20 protein-coding genes and 1 tRNA gene are annotated in these 19696 nt (G+C 52.0%); 13 read left to right on the forward strand and 8 right to left on the reverse strand.

Annotated elements, in window-relative coordinates:
* Window positions 1-12 precede the first annotated feature (12 nt).
* The 7 genes from sufC (at window position 13) to IEX10_RS05090 (ending at window position 6207) form a co-directional block, all read left to right on the forward strand.
* Complete coding sequence (gene sufC, locus IEX10_RS05060; protein WP_188671491.1) at window positions 13-768, forward strand: Fe-S cluster assembly ATPase SufC; 756 nt, start codon at window positions 13-15, stop codon at window positions 766-768.
* Window positions 769-2043, forward strand: coding sequence for a SufB/SufD family protein (locus tag IEX10_RS05065; RefSeq protein WP_188671492.1), 1275 nt, complete (start codon window positions 769-771; stop codon window positions 2041-2043).
* Window positions 2043-2540, forward strand: a complete 498-nt coding sequence (locus IEX10_RS05070) for a YIP1 family protein (protein WP_188671495.1) — start codon at window positions 2043-2045, stop codon at window positions 2538-2540. The genes IEX10_RS05065 and IEX10_RS05070 overlap by 1 nt, the downstream gene beginning before the upstream one ends.
* A 39-nt stretch (window positions 2541-2579) precedes the next feature.
* Window positions 2580-3245 (forward strand): YIP1 family protein, encoded by a 666-nt coding sequence (locus IEX10_RS05075; RefSeq protein WP_188671497.1) that lies wholly within the window; start codon window positions 2580-2582, stop codon window positions 3243-3245.
* Entirely contained in the window at window positions 3242-3838 is a 597-nt protein-coding gene (locus IEX10_RS05080) for a YIP1 family protein (protein WP_188671499.1), read from the forward strand. The genes IEX10_RS05075 and IEX10_RS05080 overlap by 4 nt, the downstream gene beginning before the upstream one ends.
* A 2-nt stretch (window positions 3839-3840) precedes the next feature.
* Window positions 3841-5061 (forward strand): cysteine desulfurase, encoded by a 1221-nt coding sequence (locus tag IEX10_RS05085; protein WP_188671501.1) that lies wholly within the window; start codon window positions 3841-3843, stop codon window positions 5059-5061.
* Between the two features lie 141 nt (window positions 5062-5202).
* Complete coding sequence (locus IEX10_RS05090; RefSeq protein WP_188671503.1) at window positions 5203-6207, forward strand: LacI family DNA-binding transcriptional regulator; 1005 nt, start codon at window positions 5203-5205, stop codon at window positions 6205-6207.
* A gap of 52 nt (window positions 6208-6259) precedes the next feature.
* On the opposite strand, the gene glnA is transcribed toward IEX10_RS05090, so the two are convergent.
* On the reverse strand, window positions 6260-7666 hold the full coding sequence (glnA, locus tag IEX10_RS05095) for a type I glutamate--ammonia ligase (protein ID WP_188671505.1): 1407 nt from the start codon (window positions 7664-7666) through the stop codon (window positions 6260-6262).
* Window positions 7667-7712: 46 nt separating this feature from the next.
* Window positions 7713-8051, reverse strand: coding sequence for a P-II family nitrogen regulator (locus IEX10_RS05100; RefSeq protein ID WP_069301639.1), 339 nt, complete (start codon window positions 8049-8051; stop codon window positions 7713-7715).
* Between the two features lie 164 nt (window positions 8052-8215).
* On the opposite strand from IEX10_RS05100, the gene IEX10_RS05105 reads away from it, so the two are divergent.
* From IEX10_RS05105 to IEX10_RS05130, 6 genes are all read left to right on the forward strand, one after another.
* On the forward strand, window positions 8216-9841 hold the full coding sequence (locus IEX10_RS05105; RefSeq protein WP_188671507.1) for an NAD(P)H-hydrate dehydratase: 1626 nt from the start codon (window positions 8216-8218) through the stop codon (window positions 9839-9841).
* Window positions 9842-10050: 209 nt separating this feature from the next.
* Window positions 10051-10135 (forward strand) — tRNA-Leu (locus IEX10_RS05110).
* Window positions 10136-10205: 70 nt separating this feature from the next.
* Window positions 10206-11537: a trigger factor gene (tig, locus tag IEX10_RS05115; RefSeq protein WP_188671508.1), complete on the forward strand. Its 1332-nt coding sequence runs from the start codon at window positions 10206-10208 to the stop codon at window positions 11535-11537.
* A gap of 247 nt (window positions 11538-11784) precedes the next feature.
* Entirely contained in the window at window positions 11785-12414 is a 630-nt protein-coding gene (clpP, locus tag IEX10_RS05120; protein WP_069301636.1) for an ATP-dependent Clp endopeptidase proteolytic subunit ClpP, read from the forward strand.
* Between the two features lie 210 nt (window positions 12415-12624).
* Window positions 12625-13890, forward strand: coding sequence for an ATP-dependent Clp protease ATP-binding subunit ClpX (gene clpX, locus IEX10_RS05125; protein WP_188671510.1), 1266 nt, complete (start codon window positions 12625-12627; stop codon window positions 13888-13890).
* Between the two features lie 140 nt (window positions 13891-14030).
* A complete protein-coding gene (locus IEX10_RS05130; protein ID WP_188671512.1) occupies window positions 14031-14843 on the forward strand; it encodes a heme-dependent oxidative N-demethylase family protein in 813 nt (270 codons plus the stop codon).
* On the opposite strand, the gene IEX10_RS05135 is transcribed toward IEX10_RS05130, so the two are convergent.
* From IEX10_RS05135 to IEX10_RS05160, 6 genes are all read right to left on the reverse strand, one after another.
* A complete protein-coding gene (locus tag IEX10_RS05135) occupies window positions 14833-15672 on the reverse strand; it encodes an ABC transporter permease (RefSeq protein WP_188671514.1) in 840 nt (279 codons plus the stop codon). The two genes, IEX10_RS05130 and IEX10_RS05135, sit on opposite strands and share 11 nt — an antisense overlap.
* A complete protein-coding gene (locus IEX10_RS05140) occupies window positions 15669-16523 on the reverse strand; it encodes an ABC transporter permease (RefSeq protein WP_188671516.1) in 855 nt (284 codons plus the stop codon). Before IEX10_RS05140 ends, IEX10_RS05135 begins: the two co-directional genes overlap by 4 nt.
* A 72-nt stretch (window positions 16524-16595) precedes the next feature.
* Entirely contained in the window at window positions 16596-17321 is a 726-nt protein-coding gene (locus tag IEX10_RS05145) for a transporter substrate-binding domain-containing protein (RefSeq protein WP_188671519.1), read from the reverse strand.
* A 29-nt stretch (window positions 17322-17350) separates the two neighbouring features.
* Window positions 17351-18124, reverse strand: coding sequence for an ABC transporter ATP-binding protein (locus tag IEX10_RS05150; protein ID WP_188671521.1), 774 nt, complete (start codon window positions 18122-18124; stop codon window positions 17351-17353).
* A gap of 122 nt (window positions 18125-18246) precedes the next feature.
* Window positions 18247-18723, reverse strand: coding sequence for a response regulator (locus IEX10_RS05155; protein WP_188671523.1), 477 nt, complete (start codon window positions 18721-18723; stop codon window positions 18247-18249).
* A 47-nt stretch (window positions 18724-18770) separates the two neighbouring features.
* Window positions 18771-19517 (reverse strand): ATP-binding protein, encoded by a 747-nt coding sequence (locus IEX10_RS05160; protein WP_188671525.1) that lies wholly within the window; start codon window positions 19515-19517, stop codon window positions 18771-18773.
* Window positions 19518-19696: the final 179 nt, after the last annotated feature.

Raw genomic sequence — 19696 nt, forward strand, 5'->3', positions numbered from 1 at the left:
AAGGATAATAAAATGTTGGAAATCAAAAACCTGCACGTCGGTCTTGAAGAAGAAGACAAGCAAATCCTCAAAGGTGTGAACCTGACGGTGGAAACCGGCAAGGTGCATGCGATCATGGGGCCGAACGGCTCGGGCAAATCAACGCTGTCTTATGTTCTGTCGGGCAAGGACGGCTACGAAGTGACTGACGGTTCTGCGGAACTGCAAGGCGTAGACGTTCTGGATATGGAACCCGAAGAGCGTGCGGCGGCTGGCCTGTTTCTGGCCTTCCAATACCCTGTGGAAATTCCGGGTGTTGGTAACATGACATTCCTGCGAACTGCGGTAAACGCACAGCGCAAGGCGCGCGGTGAAGAAGAGCTGAGCGCAGCCGAGTTTCTGAAAGTGGTTCGCGCCAAGGCCAAATCCCTGAAAATCGATGCGGATATGCTGAAGCGTCCGGTTAATGTCGGCTTCTCTGGTGGTGAGAAAAAGCGCAACGAGATCCTGCAAATGGCCATGCTGGAGCCAAAGATGTGTATCCTCGATGAAACCGACTCCGGTCTTGATGTGGATGCGATGAAGCTGGTTGCCGAAGGCGTGAACGCGCTGCGCGATGCGGGGCGGTCTTTCCTTGTGATCACCCACTACCAACGTCTGCTCGATCATATCAAACCGGATGTTGTGCACATCATGGCAGACGGTAAGATCGTTAAGACAGGCGGTCCGGAACTGGCGCTGGAAGTTGAAAACAACGGCTACGCCGATATTCTGGCAGAGGTGGCTTAAATGTCTGCCAAACTGAAAAACAAGGGCGTTGTGCCCTCTATTACCGTGCCGGATGGCGGGAAATGGGCGTCTGAAGCCCGCCAAACCGCAGCGGCGCTGCTGGCGGAAACCGGTTTGCCCCATCGTCGGGACGAATACTGGAAGTACACCGACCCGACCACGCTGACCGCACCCGAAGCAACACCTGCTGCGATCTTTGAAAGCGACGAACCCCTGCCGTTCGACGGCGTTGATGCGGTGAAGATCGTGTTTGTGGACGGCGTTTTTGACGCAGCACAGTCCGATGCGCTTGAACTGGATGGTGTCGAAATCGAAACGCTGTCCGATGCGGCGCAGAAGGATATTCACTGGGCCGGTTCGGTTTACGGCGTGCTAGAGGGCAGGGGCCAATACCCTGTATCTCGCCCGCTTGCATCTTATAACACGGCTATGGCCGAGCAGGGTTTTGTGATCCGTGCGACCGGTAAAGCGGCTAAGCCGATCAGCTTTATCTACCTGCACGAAAGCGAAACCTCCGACGCTGTGATCCACCACACGATCAAGCTAGACGAGGGGGCGGATCTGACCGTTCTGGAAAACGGTCCTGCGGCAGCGCGGATCAATGCGGTTATGGAAGTCGAAGTAGCCGATACCGCAGCCTTCCATCATGTCCGTGCCCAAGGGCGGGATCATGAGCGGCGCACAGCGACCCATATTTTCGCCCGTCTTGGGACAGAAAGCAGCTTTAAATCCTTCACTCTGACAGTGAATGGTATCCTGACCCGCAACGATGCGATCATCGAATTCACCGGCGACAATGCCAACGCCACAGTGGCGGGCGCCTGTGCGGGTGACGGTGCGTTCCATCACGATGACACAGTGTTCATCACCCATGACGCCGTGAACTGTGAAAGCCGTCAGGTGTTCAAGAAGGTTCTGCGCAATGGCGCGGTTGGAGTATTTCAGGGCAAAATTCTGGTGAAAGCCGATGCTCAGAAAACGGACGGTTATCAGATCAGTCAGGGCTTGTTACTGGACGAAAATTCCACCTTCCAAGCCAAACCCGAACTGGAAATCTATGCCGATGACGTTGCTTGTTCCCACGGTTCCACCGTTGGTGCGATCGATGACACAGCGCTGTTCTACCTGACGTCCCGTGGTATTCCCCACAAAGAGGCGCAGGATATGCTGACGCTTGCATTTCTGGGTGAGGCCATCGACGAAGTGGAAGACGAGGCTTTGGCCGACGATCTGCGGGCGCTGCTCGAAGGTTGGATGGCACGGCGGCACGGCTGATGTCGCTGCTGGCAGATATTGGCGCGGCCTATCAAAGGCCGCGCCGCGAAATGACCCATCAGGTTTCTATCATGACAGAGCCTCGCATTCTGATGCTGGGGTTCACTGCCTGCCTGTTGAATTATGTGTCCCGTATGCCGGACCTTGCCGCAATTTCTTTTTTGGCAGAGGATGACCCAGCCATAATGCGCGCGCGCTTTGCAACGCTTTTTGTGTCTTCTGTGATTATGGGGCCGCTGTTTCTCTATATTATTGCAGCACTCTCCCATTTGGTTCTTAGGGTATTCGGGGGGCAGGCCACATGGCAGGAAGCCCGTCTCGCCCTGATGTGGGCCGCATTGGTCGCCTCCCCACTGGTGCTTATCAGCGGCGCTTCCAAAGTCTTTGCACCGCCTTCAGTTTTTATGGTTGCCACACTGCTGACGGCTGTGGTCTTCTGCTGGCAATGGGCCTTATGTCTTGCGACAGTTGAATTTCCCCGCAGGGTCACGGCCTGATTAAGTGTTGATAAACAACATAAAAAGCAGAGCGGGCACATGACACATTCCGAAGAAGAATTCGAAGCCGGTAACGGTGTTTTTCAACTTGAACGCAATGGTTTGGTCGATCGGGTCAGTGATGCCTGGCGCGATATGCGGGCTTCTACACGGCGGCTGTTGCGCGAAAAGCCCAGTGAAGGGCGGCTGATTTTTTACGTTCTCGTCTCGGATATGGTGTTTTTCGCAAGCTGGTCACTGAAAACGCTGGTGGCCCCTGCCTCCATCGCGGGCGGTGTCTTTTCGGCAGATAAAATTGGTCTGCTGATGATGGCCGCTTTGATGCTGCGTACTGCGTTGATGTATCTGTTTTCACTTCTGGTGCAGATTTTTGCCAAAATTTTCAAAGGCGCTGCGAACTGGAAAGAGACCCGAACAGCCGTGTTCTGGGGGGCGTTTGTGTCCGCACCCTTCGGATTGGCGGCCGCTGTCATCGCGGCAATTATGGGAATGTATGAACCCGTGATGCCGTTTCTGGGCAATAAATGGCTGGCTTTGCCGGTCTACTGGCTCGGCCTGATCCCGTTTGTGTGGTATATTGCTGCAGGGACCGCAGAGGCGCACAAATTCCGGATGACAAGCCCGACGTTCATGGCTATGTCGTTGTTCGCACTCGTTTTAACCGTAGCAACATTGCTGGTCGGTGCAGGAGATATGTTCGGATGACACCACAGCGACTGATTGATTTTCTGCCATTGGCAATCCAGTCGCTGACCCAACCTCGGGCCACGTTGCGCCAGATTTTGGCGATTTCGGCGCAGCGGAACGAGCTTATCCTCGCCGCATGGCTTGTGATCGTCCTGAACCTGATGTTTTCTCTTCTGGCCGGCCTGCTAATCTATCCCGAAGCGGTCGGAGAAGCGGAATCGATTCCTCTGGGAAGCAGCGTATTTATGCTGGCCCTGACACTATTTGGCGGGGCGTTTCTGATGTTTCGGATCGGGCGGGCCTTTGGGGGGACCGGCGATTTCGACAACAGTCTGAAAACCGTGATTTGGTTGAACTTTGTTCTGTTGATCGTCCAAATACCCGTGCCTTTCGCGACTTTGCACAGTGCTGAAACCTCGGGGCTTGTCATGCTTCTGGTGTTGGTTATTGCGATGATCCAAATTACCGCGCAAGTTATGGAGCTTCACGGCTTTACCAAAGTCATGCCCGTATTACTTGGGATTATAGGGGTGCAACTTGCCCTCGGAGTCGTGATGTTGGTGCTGTTCAGCATGATGGGCGCGACTTTTCCTATCCAAACGGTGAAATGACCATGTATGATATCCAGAAAATCCGCGCCGAATTTCCGATCCTCAAGCGCGAGGTTAACGGTAAGCCGCTGGTCTATCTCGACAATGGTGCATCTGCCCAAAAACCACAGGTGGTGATTGATGCCGTCACGCGGGGCTATGCCGAGGATTATGCGAACGTGCACCGCGGTTTGCACTACCTGTCGAACCTGTCTACCGAGAAATACGAGGCGGTGCGTGGAACGATTAAGACCTTTTTGAACGCGGCGCATGAAGATGAAATTCTCTTCAATTCCGGGACCACCGAGGGGATCAATCTGGTCAGCTACGGCTGGGCCGCACCGCGCCTGCAGGCTGGTGACGAGATTATCTTGTCTGTGATGGAGCATCACGCCAATATCGTGCCCTGGCATTTTCTGCGCGAACGGCAAGGCGTGGTTTTGAAGTGGGTCGATACCGATGTAAACGGCGATCTTGATCCTCAAGCGGTCATCGACGCAATCACTCCAAAAACAAAACTGATCGCAATCACACATATGTCCAATGTGTTGGGCACCGTTGTGGACGTGAAAACCATCACCAAAGCGGCCCGTGAAAACGGCGTTCCAGTCTTGGTGGACGGTTCGCAATCCGCCGTCCACATGCCAGTGGACGTTCAGGATCTTGGCGCCGATTTCTTTGCGATTACAGGGCATAAGCTTTACGGCCCGTCCTCTTCCGGTGCGATTTACATCAGCAAGGAGCGGCAGGCCGAAATGCGCCCTTTTTTTGGTGGCGGGGATATGATCCGCACCGTGGCGAAAGACGTTGTGACCTATAATGATCCCCCTCATAAATTTGAGGCTGGCACACCGGGGATCGTGCAGATGATCGGCTTGGGCGCAGCACTTGAGTATATGATGGATGTCGGAATGGAGAACATTTCTGCCCATGAAACCGCTTTGCGGGACTATGCGCAGGACAAATTAAACGGCCTGAACTGGCTGAATATTCAGGGGAATTCCAAAACCAAGGGCGCGATTTTCTCGTTCACATTGGAAGGGGCCGCCCATCCGCATGATATTTCCACTGTGGTCGATCAACGGGGGATTGCTGTGCGGGCCGGGCACCATTGCGCGCAGCCCTTAATGGCACACCTTGGTGTTTCTGCGACCTGCCGTGCCTCCTTTGGCATGTATAATACGACTGAGGAAGTCGATAAATTGGTGAGCGCGCTGGAGCTGTGCAACGAGCTGTTTAACTGATTATTCAGTTATCGTTGATAGTTTCGGGGTTGGATATTTGAACCAAAAAGAGACTCTCGAGTGTTTTTAACGTTAACTGGCTTGCGCGCTTCATTTCTAACGGTGTAATGCTGTGATCAGTATTACACGTTAGGATCGATCATGGCGCGCAGGCCAACCCTTAAAGATATTTCAGAGCTTGCGAATGTAAGTGAAATGACCGCCAGTCGCGTACTGCGGGGCAAGGGCGAGGCGTCGGCTGTAACCCGAGAGCGCGTTCTTGCGGCGGCAAAATCAGTCGGTTACGTCCCAAACAGAATTGCAGGGTCGCTCAGCTCCAAGTCGGTTGATCTGGTGGGGGTCGTGGTTCCCTCTATCAGCAGCTTTGTGTTTGCCGAAGTTTTGACAGGGCTTTCTAACGTTCTAAAGACAACAACCATGCAGCCGGTGTTCGGGGTGTCGGATTACGATCTTGAAACCGAAGAAACCGTTATTCGTGAAATGTTAAGCTGGCAACCAAAGGGGTTGGTCGTCGCGGGCTTGGAGCATACCGACGCTGCGCGCAAAATGATGCGCAATGCGGGTATACCTGTGGTTGAGATCATGGACGTCGACGGTGATCCTGTAGATCTGAACGTTGGCGTGTCCCATCGGCGTGCCGGGTATGAAACGGGAAAGGCAATTCTAGAGCGCGGGTACAAAAAACTCGGCTTTATTGGCACGAAATATCCGTTGGATCACCGCGCTGCAAAACGCTTTCAGGGGTTTCAACAGGCCTTGGCCGAGGCAAATGTGATGTTGGCGGATCAAGAGCTTTATACTGGCGGTTCGACGTTGTTGTTGGGACGGCAGTTGACCGAAAAGCTGCTGGAACGGACGCCGGATTTGGATATGATCTACTATTCTTCGGACACCATGTCATGCGGCGGATTAATGCATTGTGTTATGAACAATATTTCTGTGCCGGACCAGCTGGGTTTGGCAGGCTTTAACGGACTGGACCTGCGTCACGGCATGCCTATGCTGACCGCAACTATGAATGCTTACCGGTTTGAAATAGGTAAACGCGCGGCACAGCTGATCTTGGAGCACGAACAGGCCGATTACCGTGCTGTGCGTCAGGTAATTGAATTCAAACCGGATGTAGAGCCGGGCGACACTCTTTAAGCAACAAAAAAAGGCGCCCCAATGGAGCGCCTTTTCTTTTAGAGTTTGTAGTTTAGCAGCTGTAGTACATGCCAAATTCAACTGGGTGAGGTGTGTGTTCGTACTTGTAAACTTCTTCCCATTTCAGAGCGATGTAGCCTTCGATCTGGTCCCGAGTAAAGACGCCGCCTTCAAGCAGGAAGTCCATGCCTTTTTCCAGCTCTTCCAACGCTTCGCGTAGGGATGCGCAAACTGTAGGGATGTCGGCCAGTTCTTCCGGTGGCAGATCGTACAGGTCTTTGTCCTGCGCTTCGCCTGGATTAATTTTGTTTTTGATGCCGTCAAGGCCAGCCATCAGAAGTGCTGCAAAACAAAGGTAAGGGTTCGCTGCAGGATCAGGGAAGCGAGCTTCAACGCGTTTGGCTTTCGGGGACTCTGTCCAAGGGATACGAACACAACCAGAACGGTTGCTAGCGGAATAGGCGCGCAGAACCGGAGCTTCAAAGCCTGGAATCAAACGTTTGTAGCTGTTTGTGGATGGGTTGGTGAACGCGTTCAGCGCTTTAGCGTGCTTCAGAATACCCCCGATAAACCACAGGGCTTCATCGGAGAGATCCGCATATTTATCGCCGGCAAACAGGGGCTTACCATCTTTCCAGATCGACATGTTAACGTGCATACCAGTGCCGTTATCGCCAGAAATCGGTTTTGGCATGAATGTCGCGGATTTGCCGTAGGCGTGCGCCACGTTGTGAACGATGTACTTGTATTTTTGAAGTTCATCCGCCTGATGGGTTAGCGAACCAAATACCAGCCCGAGTTCGTGCTGGCAGGACGCCACCTCATGATGGTGCTTGTCCACTTTCATACCGATGGATTTCATTGTGGAAAGCATCTCGGAGCGCAAATCGTGGGAGCTGTCTGTCGGATTCACCGGGAAGTAGCCACCTTTCAGTCCGGGACGGTGCCCCATGTTGCCCATTTCGTAAGCAGTGTCTGTGTTCCAGGACGCATCAGCGGCATCAACTTCGTAAGACACCTTGTTGATTGTGTTGGAGAAACGCACATCGTCAAATAGGAAGAATTCTGCTTCGGGGCCCCAGAAAGACTGGTCGCCGATGCCGGATGCAACGAGGTAGGCTTCCGCGCGCTCCGCGGTGGAGCGTGGGTCGCGCCCATAAGAAGCGCCGGTGTCAGGCTCAACCACGGAACAGTGGATGCACAGCGTTTTTTCAGCATAGAACGGGTCGATGTAGACGGATTTTGTATCCGGCATCAGTTTCATGTCGGAATCATCAATTGATTTCCAACCTGCGATGGATGAACCATCGAACATGAAGCCTTCTTCAAACCATTCTTCGTCAATTTCATCAATGATCACAGTTACATGCTGCAACTTGCCGCGCGGGTCGGTAAAGCGGACATCGACGTAGGCTACGTCTTCGTCTGCGATCATTTTCATGACGTCGTTTACACTCATTTTAACATTCCTCGTTAGTGTTGTTCTTGTTGGACCGATACGCTGATCAGAGCGCTTCTGGTCCTTCCTCGCCTGTCCGGATGCGGATGGCTTGTTCTACGCTTGAGATGAAGATTTTACCGTCGCCGATTTTCTCGGTCCGTGCGGCTGCGATGATCGCTTCCACAGCGGTTTCGACCTGATCCTCGGAGATCACGACTTCAATCTTAACCTTTGGCAGGAAATCTACTACGTATTCAGCGCCACGGTAGAGTTCTGTGTGGCCTTTTTGGCGGCCGAACCCTTTGGCCTCAATAACGCTCAACCCCTGTACGCCAACTTCCTGAAGCGCCTCTTTGACTTCATCAAGCTTGAACGGTTTGATGATCGCTTCGATCTTCTTCATGGCGCGGCCTCCTCTGTGCGTTGATCTTATCTAGGGTACCAATAGGGTTTGCCCAGTCTTGGCAATTGAACCGGAATGGCGTGTAGTAGGTGGTGAAATGAAACCGTAGTAGTTGCTTATTAAATGAGCAATGTGATCAATATTTGGGCAGAACGGAAAGAGTGATGGCGGAATTGCTGAGTGCATCGCAAATGGGTAAAACTGAGATTGATGCGATTGCCAGTGGGCGCGTTACTGGATTGAGCCTGATGGAAACTGCGGGGCACAGCGTCGTTTCTGCTATTAAGAAAGCTTGGCCCGAATGCGCCCGCACACCCCATCGGGCCGTCGTGATTTGTGGCCCGGGCAACAATGGTGGCGACGGTTTCGTTATAGCGCGCCTGTTGGCGGCATTGGCGTGGGATGTTGAGGTGTATTTTCAGGGAAAACATGAAAATTTGCAGCCGGATGCGCTGCGGAATTTTGAGCGTTGGCTCGAATTGGGAGACGTTCACCCACTATCCGGCATATACGAGTCCGGCCATCTTCAAGGGGAGCCTTCCGGCCCCAAAACTATAATTGTGGACGCCGTATTCGGATCCGGCCTGTCCCGCGCGGTTGAGGGGCAATGGGCAGAGCTATTTTCCTATCTGGATTCCACGCAGGGCTCTTCTAATCTGCGCATTGTTGCAGTTGATGTGCCTTCGGGTTTGTGTTCGGACAGCGGCCGTGTGCTGGGGGTGGCCTTGACAGCGGACCTAACTGTTACCTTCCACCGCGCAAAAATTGGACATTACCTTTCTGAAGGGCCTGAGCTGTGTGGCTATCTGGATGTTTGCTCCATTGGATTGGAGGGTGAAATAATCCCAAATACGCAAAAAATTACTACATTAGTTGAATTTTCGCGCGGATGTCGGACCTTTGATAAGGGGGCAAGATCCGGTGAAGGTGGAACTGGGAATCGGGTTGCCCAACATAAGTTTGATCATGGCCATGCGCTGGTTTGCAGTGGTCCGGCAACCAAAACCGGCGCGGCGCGACTGGCGGCGCGGGCAGCGCTTCGTATCGGTACGGGACTGGTTACACTCGCAAGCCCGACAGACGCGCTGGCGGAAAACAGTGCGCATGTCACAGCGGTAATGCTGAAGCGGTGCGATACTTTGGATGATCTGGCGCATTTACTTTCAGATGATCGGATCTCCTCTATCTGTGTTGGTCCCGGTGTTTCACGCCTTGATGGTACCGGAGCGCTCGATTTCGAACATACCCGTCAGATCGTTAAAACTGTGTTAAATGCCAAGCGCAAAACTGTTCTTGATGCTGATGCTCTCTCTGCTTTTGCGGATAATTCGTCGAACCTTTTTAGCGAATTGCATCCATCTTGTGTTTTAACGCCTCACGAAGGGGAATTCCGGCGTTTGTTTCCAGATATCCATAAGCAGTTAACCGATCATCCGACGAAAGGTCCGGCGTTCAGCAAGATTGATGCTGCACAACAGGCAGCCGAGAGGGCAGGGTGCGTCGTACTTCTTAAAGGGGCGGATACTGTAATAGCCACCCCAACAGGTCGAACTGCGGTCCACTCCGCCCAATATGACCGCGCCGCACCCTGGCTTGCCACCGCAGGATCGGGAGATGTCCTCGCCGGATTTATCTGTGGCTTGCTCGCAAGTGGGCGGGCCGCATTTGATGCGGCGCAACAGGCTGCTTGGTTGCATACCGAATGCGCAAGGTATTTCGGACCTGGGTTGATTGCAGAAGACCTACCGGAGGTTCTGCCAAAAGTCTTCAGCAAACTTCAAAAGGGTTAGTTGTCGTCGTTTAGTGATTCCCTTCTAATTTCCCCCGATCTTTGCACCCTAGAGGTTAATAAAAAGCAAATTCAGGCTAACACTCGGTATGTTGCCGAAAATTGGCAGTGGCCCGCCCATTTTTACGCATTTTCCACTCGCCAAGCGTAGAAACACTTGTTAGAAGGGCGCCGGAATTACGGGCAGTCTTTGGGCTGCCCTTGAGTTTTGCGGGTGTGGCGGAATTGGTAGACGCACCAGATTTAGGTTCTGGCGCCGCAAGGCGTGGGGGTTCAAGTCCCTTCACCCGCACCAAAGATTCTCCGCGTAGCGGATTGTCAGACTATGTTGGCTGGCCCATGACCAGCACGTTGAAGGATAAAAAATGCAGGTAACAGAGACACTTAACGAAGGCCTGAAGCGCGGCTATTCGATCACCGTCACAGCGGCAGAGCTGGAAGAAAAAGTGAACGCGAAACTGGCCGAAGCGCAGCCAACCATCGAAATGAAGGGCTTCCGCAAGGGTAAAGTTCCGATGGCTCTGCTGAAGAAGCAGTTCGGCAAGTCTGTTCTGGGCGAAGCCATGCAAGAAAGCATCGATGGCGCGATGAACGAGCACTTCGAAGCTTCTGGCGACAAGCCTGCCATGCAGCCTGACGTGAAGATGACCAATGAAGATTGGGAAGAGGGCAGCGACGTAGAAGTTTCCCTGAACTATGAGTGTCTTCCAGAGGTTCCTGAAACCGATTTCTCCAAGATCAAGCTGGAAAAACTGGTCGCCAAGATCGAAGAATCCGATGTGGACGAAGCTCTTGGCAATCTGGCCGAAAGTGCGCAGAATTTTGAAGATCGAAAAGACGGTGAAAAAGCTGAAGATGGCGATCAGGTTGTGATCAACTTCCTTGGCAAAGTTGACGGCGAAGCTTTTGAAGGTGGCGCTGCAGACGATTACCCGTTGGTCCTTGGCTCCAACTCCTTTATTCCAGGTTTTGAAGAGCAATTGGTCGGCGCCAAAGCTGGCGACGACATTGAGGTGAACGTAAAGTTCCCTGACGAGTATGGTGCTGAACACCTGGCTGGCAAAGACGCTGTCTTTGAGTGCAAAATCAATGCTGTGAAGGCGCCAGCCGCTGCTGAAATCAACGACGAACTGGCCCAAAAATTCGGTGCTGAAGATCTGGCTGATCTGCGCAAGCAAATCACAGAGCGTCTGGAAGCCGAATATGGCAATGCAGCTCGCATGGTGATGAAGCGCAACCTGATGGACGAGCTAGCTAAAGCTGTGTCTTTCGAATTGCCGCCGACCCTTGTTGAAAACGAAGCGAAGCAGATTGCACATCAGCTGTGGCATGAAGAAAACCCCGATGTTCAGGGCCACGATCACCCTGAAATCGAAACCACAGACGAGCATCAAGACCTGGCAGAGCGTCGCGTTCGCCTTGGCCTGCTGCTCGCCGAAGTTGGTCAAAAGCAGGAAATCACTGTGACGGATCAGGAACTGCAACAAGCCGCCATGCAGCAGGCCCAGCAGTATCCGGGTCAAGAGCGTCAGTTCTTTGAATTCCTTCAACAAAACGAGCAAATGCAACAGCAAATGCGCGCGCCGATCTTTGAAGACAAGGTCGTTGATTACATCATCGAACAGTCTGATGTTTCCGAAAAAGAAACGACCAAAGAAGGTCTGCAAAAAGCTGTTGAAGAGCTGGAAGCCGAGTAATCACATCCCCTTTGGGATTGACGGGAAGGGCGCCAGTGGCGCCCTTTTTGCTTTGTCTAGGAACATTGTCTTCTGTTAACGGAGTTTCAACGTTCCGACTCTAATGTAGGTGTCACAGGCCCGTCTCCTCTGTGTGATTGCCAACTGGCTTGACCATGGGGAATACGCATTTCACACCTTGAAGCCCCCCAATCCTCGAACTACAGTCACCCGAACCCAAGACACACAAGATACAGGCCTTCTTAAAATGAGAGATCCCCTCGAAGTTTACGCAAATACGCTCGTCCCTATGGTGGTAGAGCAAACATCCCGTGGCGAACGGGCCTACGATATCTTCTCGCGCCTGCTGAAAGAACGGATAATCTTTGTATCCGGTCCGGTGCATGACGGTATGTCTACACTGATCGTGGCGCAATTGTTGTTCCTCGAAGCAGAAAATCCGAAGAAAGATATCGCCATGTATATTAACAGCCCGGGTGGTGTCGTGACCTCTGGTTTGTCGATTTATGACACGATGCAATATATCCGCCCGAAAGTTTCAACTCTTTGTGTTGGACAGGCGGCTTCTATGGGGTCTCTGCTAATGGCAGCGGGTGAACCGGGCATGCGGTTCTCGCTTCCGAACTCCCGGATCATGGTGCATCAGCCTTCCGGCGGTTTCCAAGGACAAGCGTCTGATATCGCGCTGCACGCGAAAGAGATTCTTGAGCTGAAAGACAGGCTTAATAAAATCTATGTAAAACACTGCAATCAAGATATTGAAACTGTTGAGAAAGCGCTCGACCGCGATAACTTTATGACAGCGGAAGAGGCCAAAGACTGGGGCCTGATCGACGAGATTGTGCAAAACCGTGAGAACGAACCTGACGCTCCGTAAGGTCGTCTAAGGTATTTATTCACACTTTCCTGTTATTCCAGCGGCATGACAAAGCAGTCATGCTGCTGGGAATATGGCTACGTTCCAATGGCGGAATATTGGCATTGTACACAGGTAAATTCTGCCATACGGTGGGAAAAAGCCAGGGTGAACGCTGGTAAATTGTGCCAACTGGCGCGACGTTCGGGCAAAAATTAGCGGAGTATAAAGATGGCAAATTCAGGCGGCGGAGACGCAAAAAACACGCTGTATTGCTCTTTTTGCGGCAAAAGCCAGCATGAAGTGCGCAAGCTGATCGCGGGACCGACTGTATTTATCTGTGATGAATGCGTTGAGCTCTGCATGGATATCATCCGCGAAGAAGCGAAATCCGGTTTGGTGAAATCCGGTGAAGGCGTTCCAACACCGCAGGAGATCTGTCAGGTGCTCGACGACTACGTGATCGGTCAGGCAACGGCGAAACGCGTATTGTCTGTGGCTGTGCACAATCACTACAAGCGGCTGAACCACGCTGAAAAAAATTCGGAAATTGAGCTGGCCAAGTCCAACATCCTTTTGATTGGCCCAACTGGCTGTGGCAAAACCCTTCTTGCACAGACACTTGCGCGAATTTTGGATGTTCCTTTTACAATGGCAGATGCAACCACGCTGACCGAAGCCGGTTACGTGGGCGAAGATGTTGAAAACATCATACTGAAATTGCTGCAAGCTTCGGAATATAATGTTGAGCGGGCGCAACGGGGCATCGTTTACATCGATGAAGTAGATAAAATTACCCGCAAGTCCGATAATCCGTCAATCACCCGCGATGTCAGCGGTGAGGGAGTACAGCAAGCGTTGCTGAAGATTATGGAAGGCACTGTGGCGTCGGTTCCACCGCAGGGCGGTCGCAAACATCCGCAACAAGAATTCCTGCAAGTGGATACGACCAATATCCTGTTCGTGTGCGGTGGGGCGTTCGCCGGACTTGAGAAGATCATTGGTCAGCGGGGCAAAGGATCCGGCATTGGCTTCGGCGCTGATGTCAAAGACGAAGAATCCCGCGGCGTTGGTGAAATTTTCACTGAACTGGAGCCAGAAGATCTGTTGAAATTCGGCCTTATTCCAGAATTCGTGGGGCGTCTGCCTGTAATCGCGACTTTGACCGATCTGGATGAAGATGCGTTGGTGACGATCCTGTCGGAGCCTAAGAATGCTTTGGTGAAGCAATACCAGCGCCTCTTCGAACTGGAAGAAACAGAGCTGAAGTTCACACCGGACGCGCTTTCGGCGATTGCTAAAAGAGCGATTGAACGGAAGACCGGCGCGCGGGGCTTGCGGTCTATCATGGAAGACATTTTGCTGGACACCATGTTCGAACTACCTGGGCTTGAAAATGTCCGTGAGGTGGTTGTTAACGAAGAAGCCGTGCGCCGAGAGGCAGAACCGCTGATCGTCTACGCCGATACGGAAGAAGAAGCCGCAACAGCGAGCTAAAGAAAGCATAATCTAGGCCAAAGGGCGGGGAGTTTCCCCGCCCTTTTTATTTGGTGGCGTTCAAAACGGTTCATTCCGGTTTGCAAATTTGGATAATTCAGAGCATTTTTAACGGAGTTTAAACACCCGAAAGTCGAAGAATGCCGCGCCACTTGGAAACCATCACACAATCGAAACTTTATGTGGAACCTTGGCGGAATCCGGCGACGAAACGGTTGCCGGGCGTCAATCTATTGAATTGGAACGATTGGCTGTTAGTCGATGATGCGTTTGCACGTCAGATGGAGTATCGGGATCACTTGCTTACTAGTAATCGAGATGCTGTGTTTGATGCGAAACCCTGTGCTGACGCTGCAAGCGAAGAACTGCTGGCCAAAGTCTGTGAAAACCTGACTTATAAGCACGGGTATTCAGTAGAAAACGATCAGGTAATCCGACCTGATGGTGCAGCGATCCGCTTGAACAAAGATCATCCTCTGGCAGTGGCCGGTCGCTTAGTTCAGCAGGATTTCTGTCTTTTGGAGCGAGGTGCCAACGAACACGTTCTGCGTGGCGCGGTTTTGTGCTTTCCGTCAAACTGGCGGCTGGGAGATAAGATGGATCGACCGATGTCTGCAATCCACGCACCGGTTCAAAGTTACGGCGCGGAACTCGGGACGCGGGTTCAACGAATTTTTGACAACATAGGCGAAACCAATCCCGTATGGCGAGCAAATTATCTTCTTTATGGCACGGCGAATTTGTTCCAGCCTGACCGCGAAAGGGTCGTGGATCGAACAAGCGGTAAGTGGGTGAGGGTTGAGCGTCAGTCCCTTGTTTACCTTCCTGAAAGTAAATACCTTGCGTTCGGAATCCACACCCATATCGTCCCGATCACGACCTTTAGCCCGGACGAAAAGGCCGCCTTCCTAGAGGCTTGGGCCAACCACAAACACTACGCTGTTAGCGGCTAAGCATCGAGCCGATCCGGAATTTAACTTTCGGAGGTTCTGCCAGGTGTCTGTTCAAACGTTTGCTCACCAAACCGAAGAATCCAACAATAAGCAGCGTGAAAAAGACGAAATAGGCGGCAATAATCGGATACGGAACAAAGGGATTGAACGTGGCTTCCGCGAAATAGCTCGCGTAGTACAATCCGTCGGCCTCTCGGCGCCAAGCGGGGAATCCGGAGAAAAACACCAGTGCCGTTGAATGAAACAGAAAGATCGCCTCGTTTGAATAGGAGGGCCAAGCCAGCCTTAGCATTGTTGGGAAAACGATGCGGCGGAACCTCTTGAAACCGGTCATGCCAAAGGCGTCTGCTGCTTCGTTGTCACCGCGTGGGATGGATTTCAGCGCACCTGTAAATATCTCGGCGCTGTAGGCGCTTGTATTCAGGAACAATACAACCGTGGCACCGAGCCAAGCTTTGGTTAACCAACTTGTGCTGGCTGTCAATGTCGCAAACCCCATTGGGATCTCGACACCCACACGGGGGAGCTGAACGAACAATTCGTAAGCGAAGAAAAACTGGATAAACAGCGGAGAGCCGCGGAAAATGAAAACAAATACTTCTGCTGGCCATCTTAGATAAGGCGGGCCACTGACCCGTGCGAAGGCAAGCGCGGTCGCAAACACAAATCCAAAAAGAATGGCGACTACAGCGAAATAGACGTTCCATATCATCCCGCTTCCGATCAGAAATATCTGATCACAAAGGGATATATCGGATTTTGGCAACAGACGGTCGCCATAGCCGATAGCGCGAAATGCGTAGGCTGAAAAGGACTCTGCACAGCTCATCTTGCCACCGACATCCCGCGGGAGGCCCGCGCGAACACCCTGTCAAATACACGCTGGCTGACCCACGTCAGCAAAAGGTAGAACACCAAAAGGGCAGCGAAATACCAGACCCGCCAGTCCGGATGAGAATAGGTATAAGCCTGCGTTTTCATCCCCCCCAGTTCCTTGGCCCAGTAAACGATATCCTTGATTCCAAGTAAAAAGAGCAATGGAGTCGCTTTGATTAAAATCATCCATAGATTTGACAGCCCAGGCAGCGCATAAACCCACATCTGGGGGAGGTGGACCCGCCAGAAGGTTTGCCTATCGGTCATCCCGAATGCACGCGCGGTTTCCAATTGACCTCTGGGAACCGCTGCCAGCGCACCGTGCAGGGTATTTGCAGTGAAAGCGCCGAAAACGATTGCAAAAGTGACCACAGCAAGCGTGAAACCCCAAGCTTCGTGCACCCACTGTGGGGAAGGGCCAAGCGGCATTTTCGCAGCCTGACACACCACAAAATCGTTGCCCTGATAGACTGAACCGACAACATCCGGACATTTGATTTTGTGCCGGATGACCTCAACAGCTTGATCGAGGGCGATTGGAAAAAAAAGGAAAAAGACGATGTCCGGCACCCCCCGCACGATCGAGGTGTATCCAAGCCCGATCCAACGGATTGGCGCGAACCCTGAACGTCTGGCCAATGCTCCGGCAAAGCCTAATAACAGGATTGGCGGAACAGCGGCCGCAAGTAAACCGAGCACAGTCAGGATGCTGTAATACATCGCTGCATGTTTGGGCGTGGTCAGATAACACGACAGCCATTTAAGGCCTTCGATCGCCTTGGGATCGACGCAAAATTCAAACATCTTTCGCGGCCCCGTACACCTGATAGAAAGAAAAAAGATAGGGTGGACAATGGTTTGCCCACCCCGATTGATTTACCACTGAGGCGCGTCGCCTTCGAACCACTTTGCCAACATTGTGTTAAGCGTGCCATCCGCTTTCATTGAATCGATCGCTTTATTGAGCGTTTCTTTCAATTCGGTATCGCTCTCGCGCAGGCCGATGCCAATGCCGCCGCCGATGGCAACATCGTCACCAATAAACTCCAGCATCCCGTTGCTTTCGGCAACAATCGGCGCGAGGTAGTCCTTGTCCGCAAGAACCGCATCCGCTTCACCGTTGCGCACCGCAGCGACAGTTTCATCCGGCGTTGCGAATTCTACCAATGTAGCGCCGATTTCTGAAACATGGCCAGCTTGGATTGTGTTCGTTTGCGCCGCGATGATCGCACCTGAGAGATCAACGTCCATTTCTGCAACGCCGACAAAAGCAGACGGGGAGGGTGGGTAATATTCGTTTGAAAAATCAATGACATCATCCCGTTCTGGGGTGACGGACATACCCGCAATGATGGTGTCATAGTTCCCTGAAACGAGGTTCGGGATAATGCTGTCCCAGTCATTGGTGACCCAGGTGCATTCCAGTTCGGCGCGTTTGCAGATTTCGTCGCCCAACTCCCGCTCAAATCCGTCCACTTCGCCTGCGTCGTTGATAAAGTTATATGGAGGGTAGGCGCCTTCGGTCCCCATGCGGATGGGGTCCGCCAAAGCTGTTACCGCCGCCATTGCAGATAAGCTTGCTGCAAGTATCAGTTTTTTCATTGTTTTCTCCTTGTTGGGTTTTGACCCGTTTACTGGGTTGAGCTTAAAAATTGCTGCAACCTCGTTGATTTAGTATTGCCAAACACCTGTTCTGGGGTGCCTTGCTCTTCGATAATTCCCTGATGGAGGAAAATGACGTGGTTCGCAACATCGCGCGCCATCTTCATGTCATGAGTGACCAAAAGCATGGTCCGGCCCTCGGCTGCGAGATCCTTGATAACATTTACAACTTCTGCCTCTGTTTCGGGATCAAGCGCCGAAGTCGGTTCATCAAACAGCATAGCAGCCGGCTCCATAGCCAGCGCACGGGCAATGGCAGCGCGTTGTTGTTGCCCGCCAGACAGCTGAGAAGGATACCGGTCTGATTTATCACCGATACCAACCTTGTCCAATAGGCGCTGGCCTTGCTCTAACGCTGCACTCCGATCGGTGCCGAGCACTGTGATCGGCGCCTCTATCACATTCTCTAGAACCGTTAGATGGGACCAGAGGTTAAACTGCTGAAACACCATAGAAAGATTGGTTCTGAATGAGCGCACCTGATTCTTGTCCGCAGGAGTACGATTGGCCCCCGAGTTTTTCCATTTGACTGCCTCGCCGGAGATTACAATGTCACCTTGCTGGGCCGTCTCCAAGAGATTGACGCAGCGCAGAAGGGTGCTCTTCCCGGAACCGGAAGAGCCAATTAAAGCGATGACGTCGCCTTTGTGCGCGATTACATCAACCCCCTTGATCACCTCCAGATCAGCGTAACTTTTGTGGATATTCCGAAGCTCGATCACGGGCGCGGCAGAATCTGTCAAGACGAAGGTCCATTTTAACCAGTTTTAAGCGCCCCAAATTGTTATAACCTGAGTGATAAGTCAATCGTTAGAAACCGGTTTACCACAAGTGAACTTACTGTTCTTTTTGAGTTCAATATGAACTATTGTCCCGGAGATTTTTGGTCGCCGGAAAATCCGGCTTGCGCAAGCGCATTTAGAATTGAATGGCGTAACTGGCGCTTGTCCACTTTACGTTTTGCTATGTAGTCAACGCATCCAGCTTTGAAGGCTGATGCGACCACGTCACCATCAAGGTCGCCAGCTATCAGGATAGGCAAAGCCTGTGAATTTTTTTCGTATTTTTCCAATATTTTCAATGCCTCTAGGCCGTTACCTTCTGGCAGCCGGTAGTCGATAAAAACGATGTGGAATTTGGCGTCTTGAATGAGTTTTTCAAAGGCGATCAGCGATGCGCAACTGGTAAATTTGATGGGAAGGCCCGTATGTTTGGCAATCCTGCGTAACCGTTTTCGATCAAAATTACTGTCATCCAGTATCAGCGCCTGAACGGTCGTTTCGGTTTTGTGGGGCAGTGGGGTTTGGTCGTCAGTCTTCAAGGCATAATCGTCTGCAGGCATAAATAGATCTCCGTTTAGGCAACTTTCATCATGTTGCCCGCAGACTGCTAAGAATTTATTAATCCAAACGCATTGTTCTTAACTTTATTTCCCCACCCAATCGCGGGGTCATTCAGAAGGGCACGGACACGCAAACCCCGGTTTATTTTTGGAAAAGCGGTTTCAAGGTAAAGGCTGCCGCGATAGGAATCTGTAACCTTCTGTGCGAGCGCCAAACCGATACCGTTGCCTTCCACCTCGTCCTTGGACCGCAGAGTGGTAAGAACATGCGTTGCCTTGCTGCGCAGTTCTTTACTAATTCCGGGACCGTTATCTTCCATCTCAATCTCTACCAAATGATCTGATGAGATGATCGAAAGCCTGAGAGAACTGGTGTGATTATCACGGTGCTTCACTGCGTTGTCCAAAAGCGCGAGGCACAGGTTCGAAAAATCCGGCTCATAAACTTGAATCGAATTGGTGTTGCAGGTCGTTGTCAGCTCCACAGTCGTGGGCAGGGTAATGGACTGTCGGAATTCTGCCATTTTAGTGGGCAAATCGACCACCGATAGGATTTGGTGCAAACCTACACGAGAATAGGTTTGAAGCCCGCTAATAAGGGTTTCAAGTCGTGTTCCATTGACTATCAGCGCGTCTAGGTTTTCTTGAACGTCAGCAGATACGTTAGTGTGTGCGTCAGCCAGATCTTCACAGATCCATTTAGGAAGTTCGACAAGTGCACGAACTGTTTCGGACAAATCATGCGTGATTTTATATAGCAGCTGGTCAGCCGCAGATGCGCGTGTGTGTATCACAGTAAAATTTCCAGTTGGTTGCTTCAGCTTAAGCATTGGACTGTTAATTTTTTACTAAGCGGGGATAAAAAATTTGTGAGTTCCATTCCGATTGCATCGGTTTGCGTGGGCAGGATACTTCATCTTCGCTCCAATTTCATCAGCTCATCTCTGAAGGCCTCAGCTGGCGTTCGATAGCC

It is taken from the genome of Neptunicoccus cionae, assembly GCF_014643735.1.
GTDB classification, from domain to species: Bacteria; Pseudomonadota; Alphaproteobacteria; order Rhodobacterales; family Rhodobacteraceae; genus Amylibacter; species Amylibacter cionae.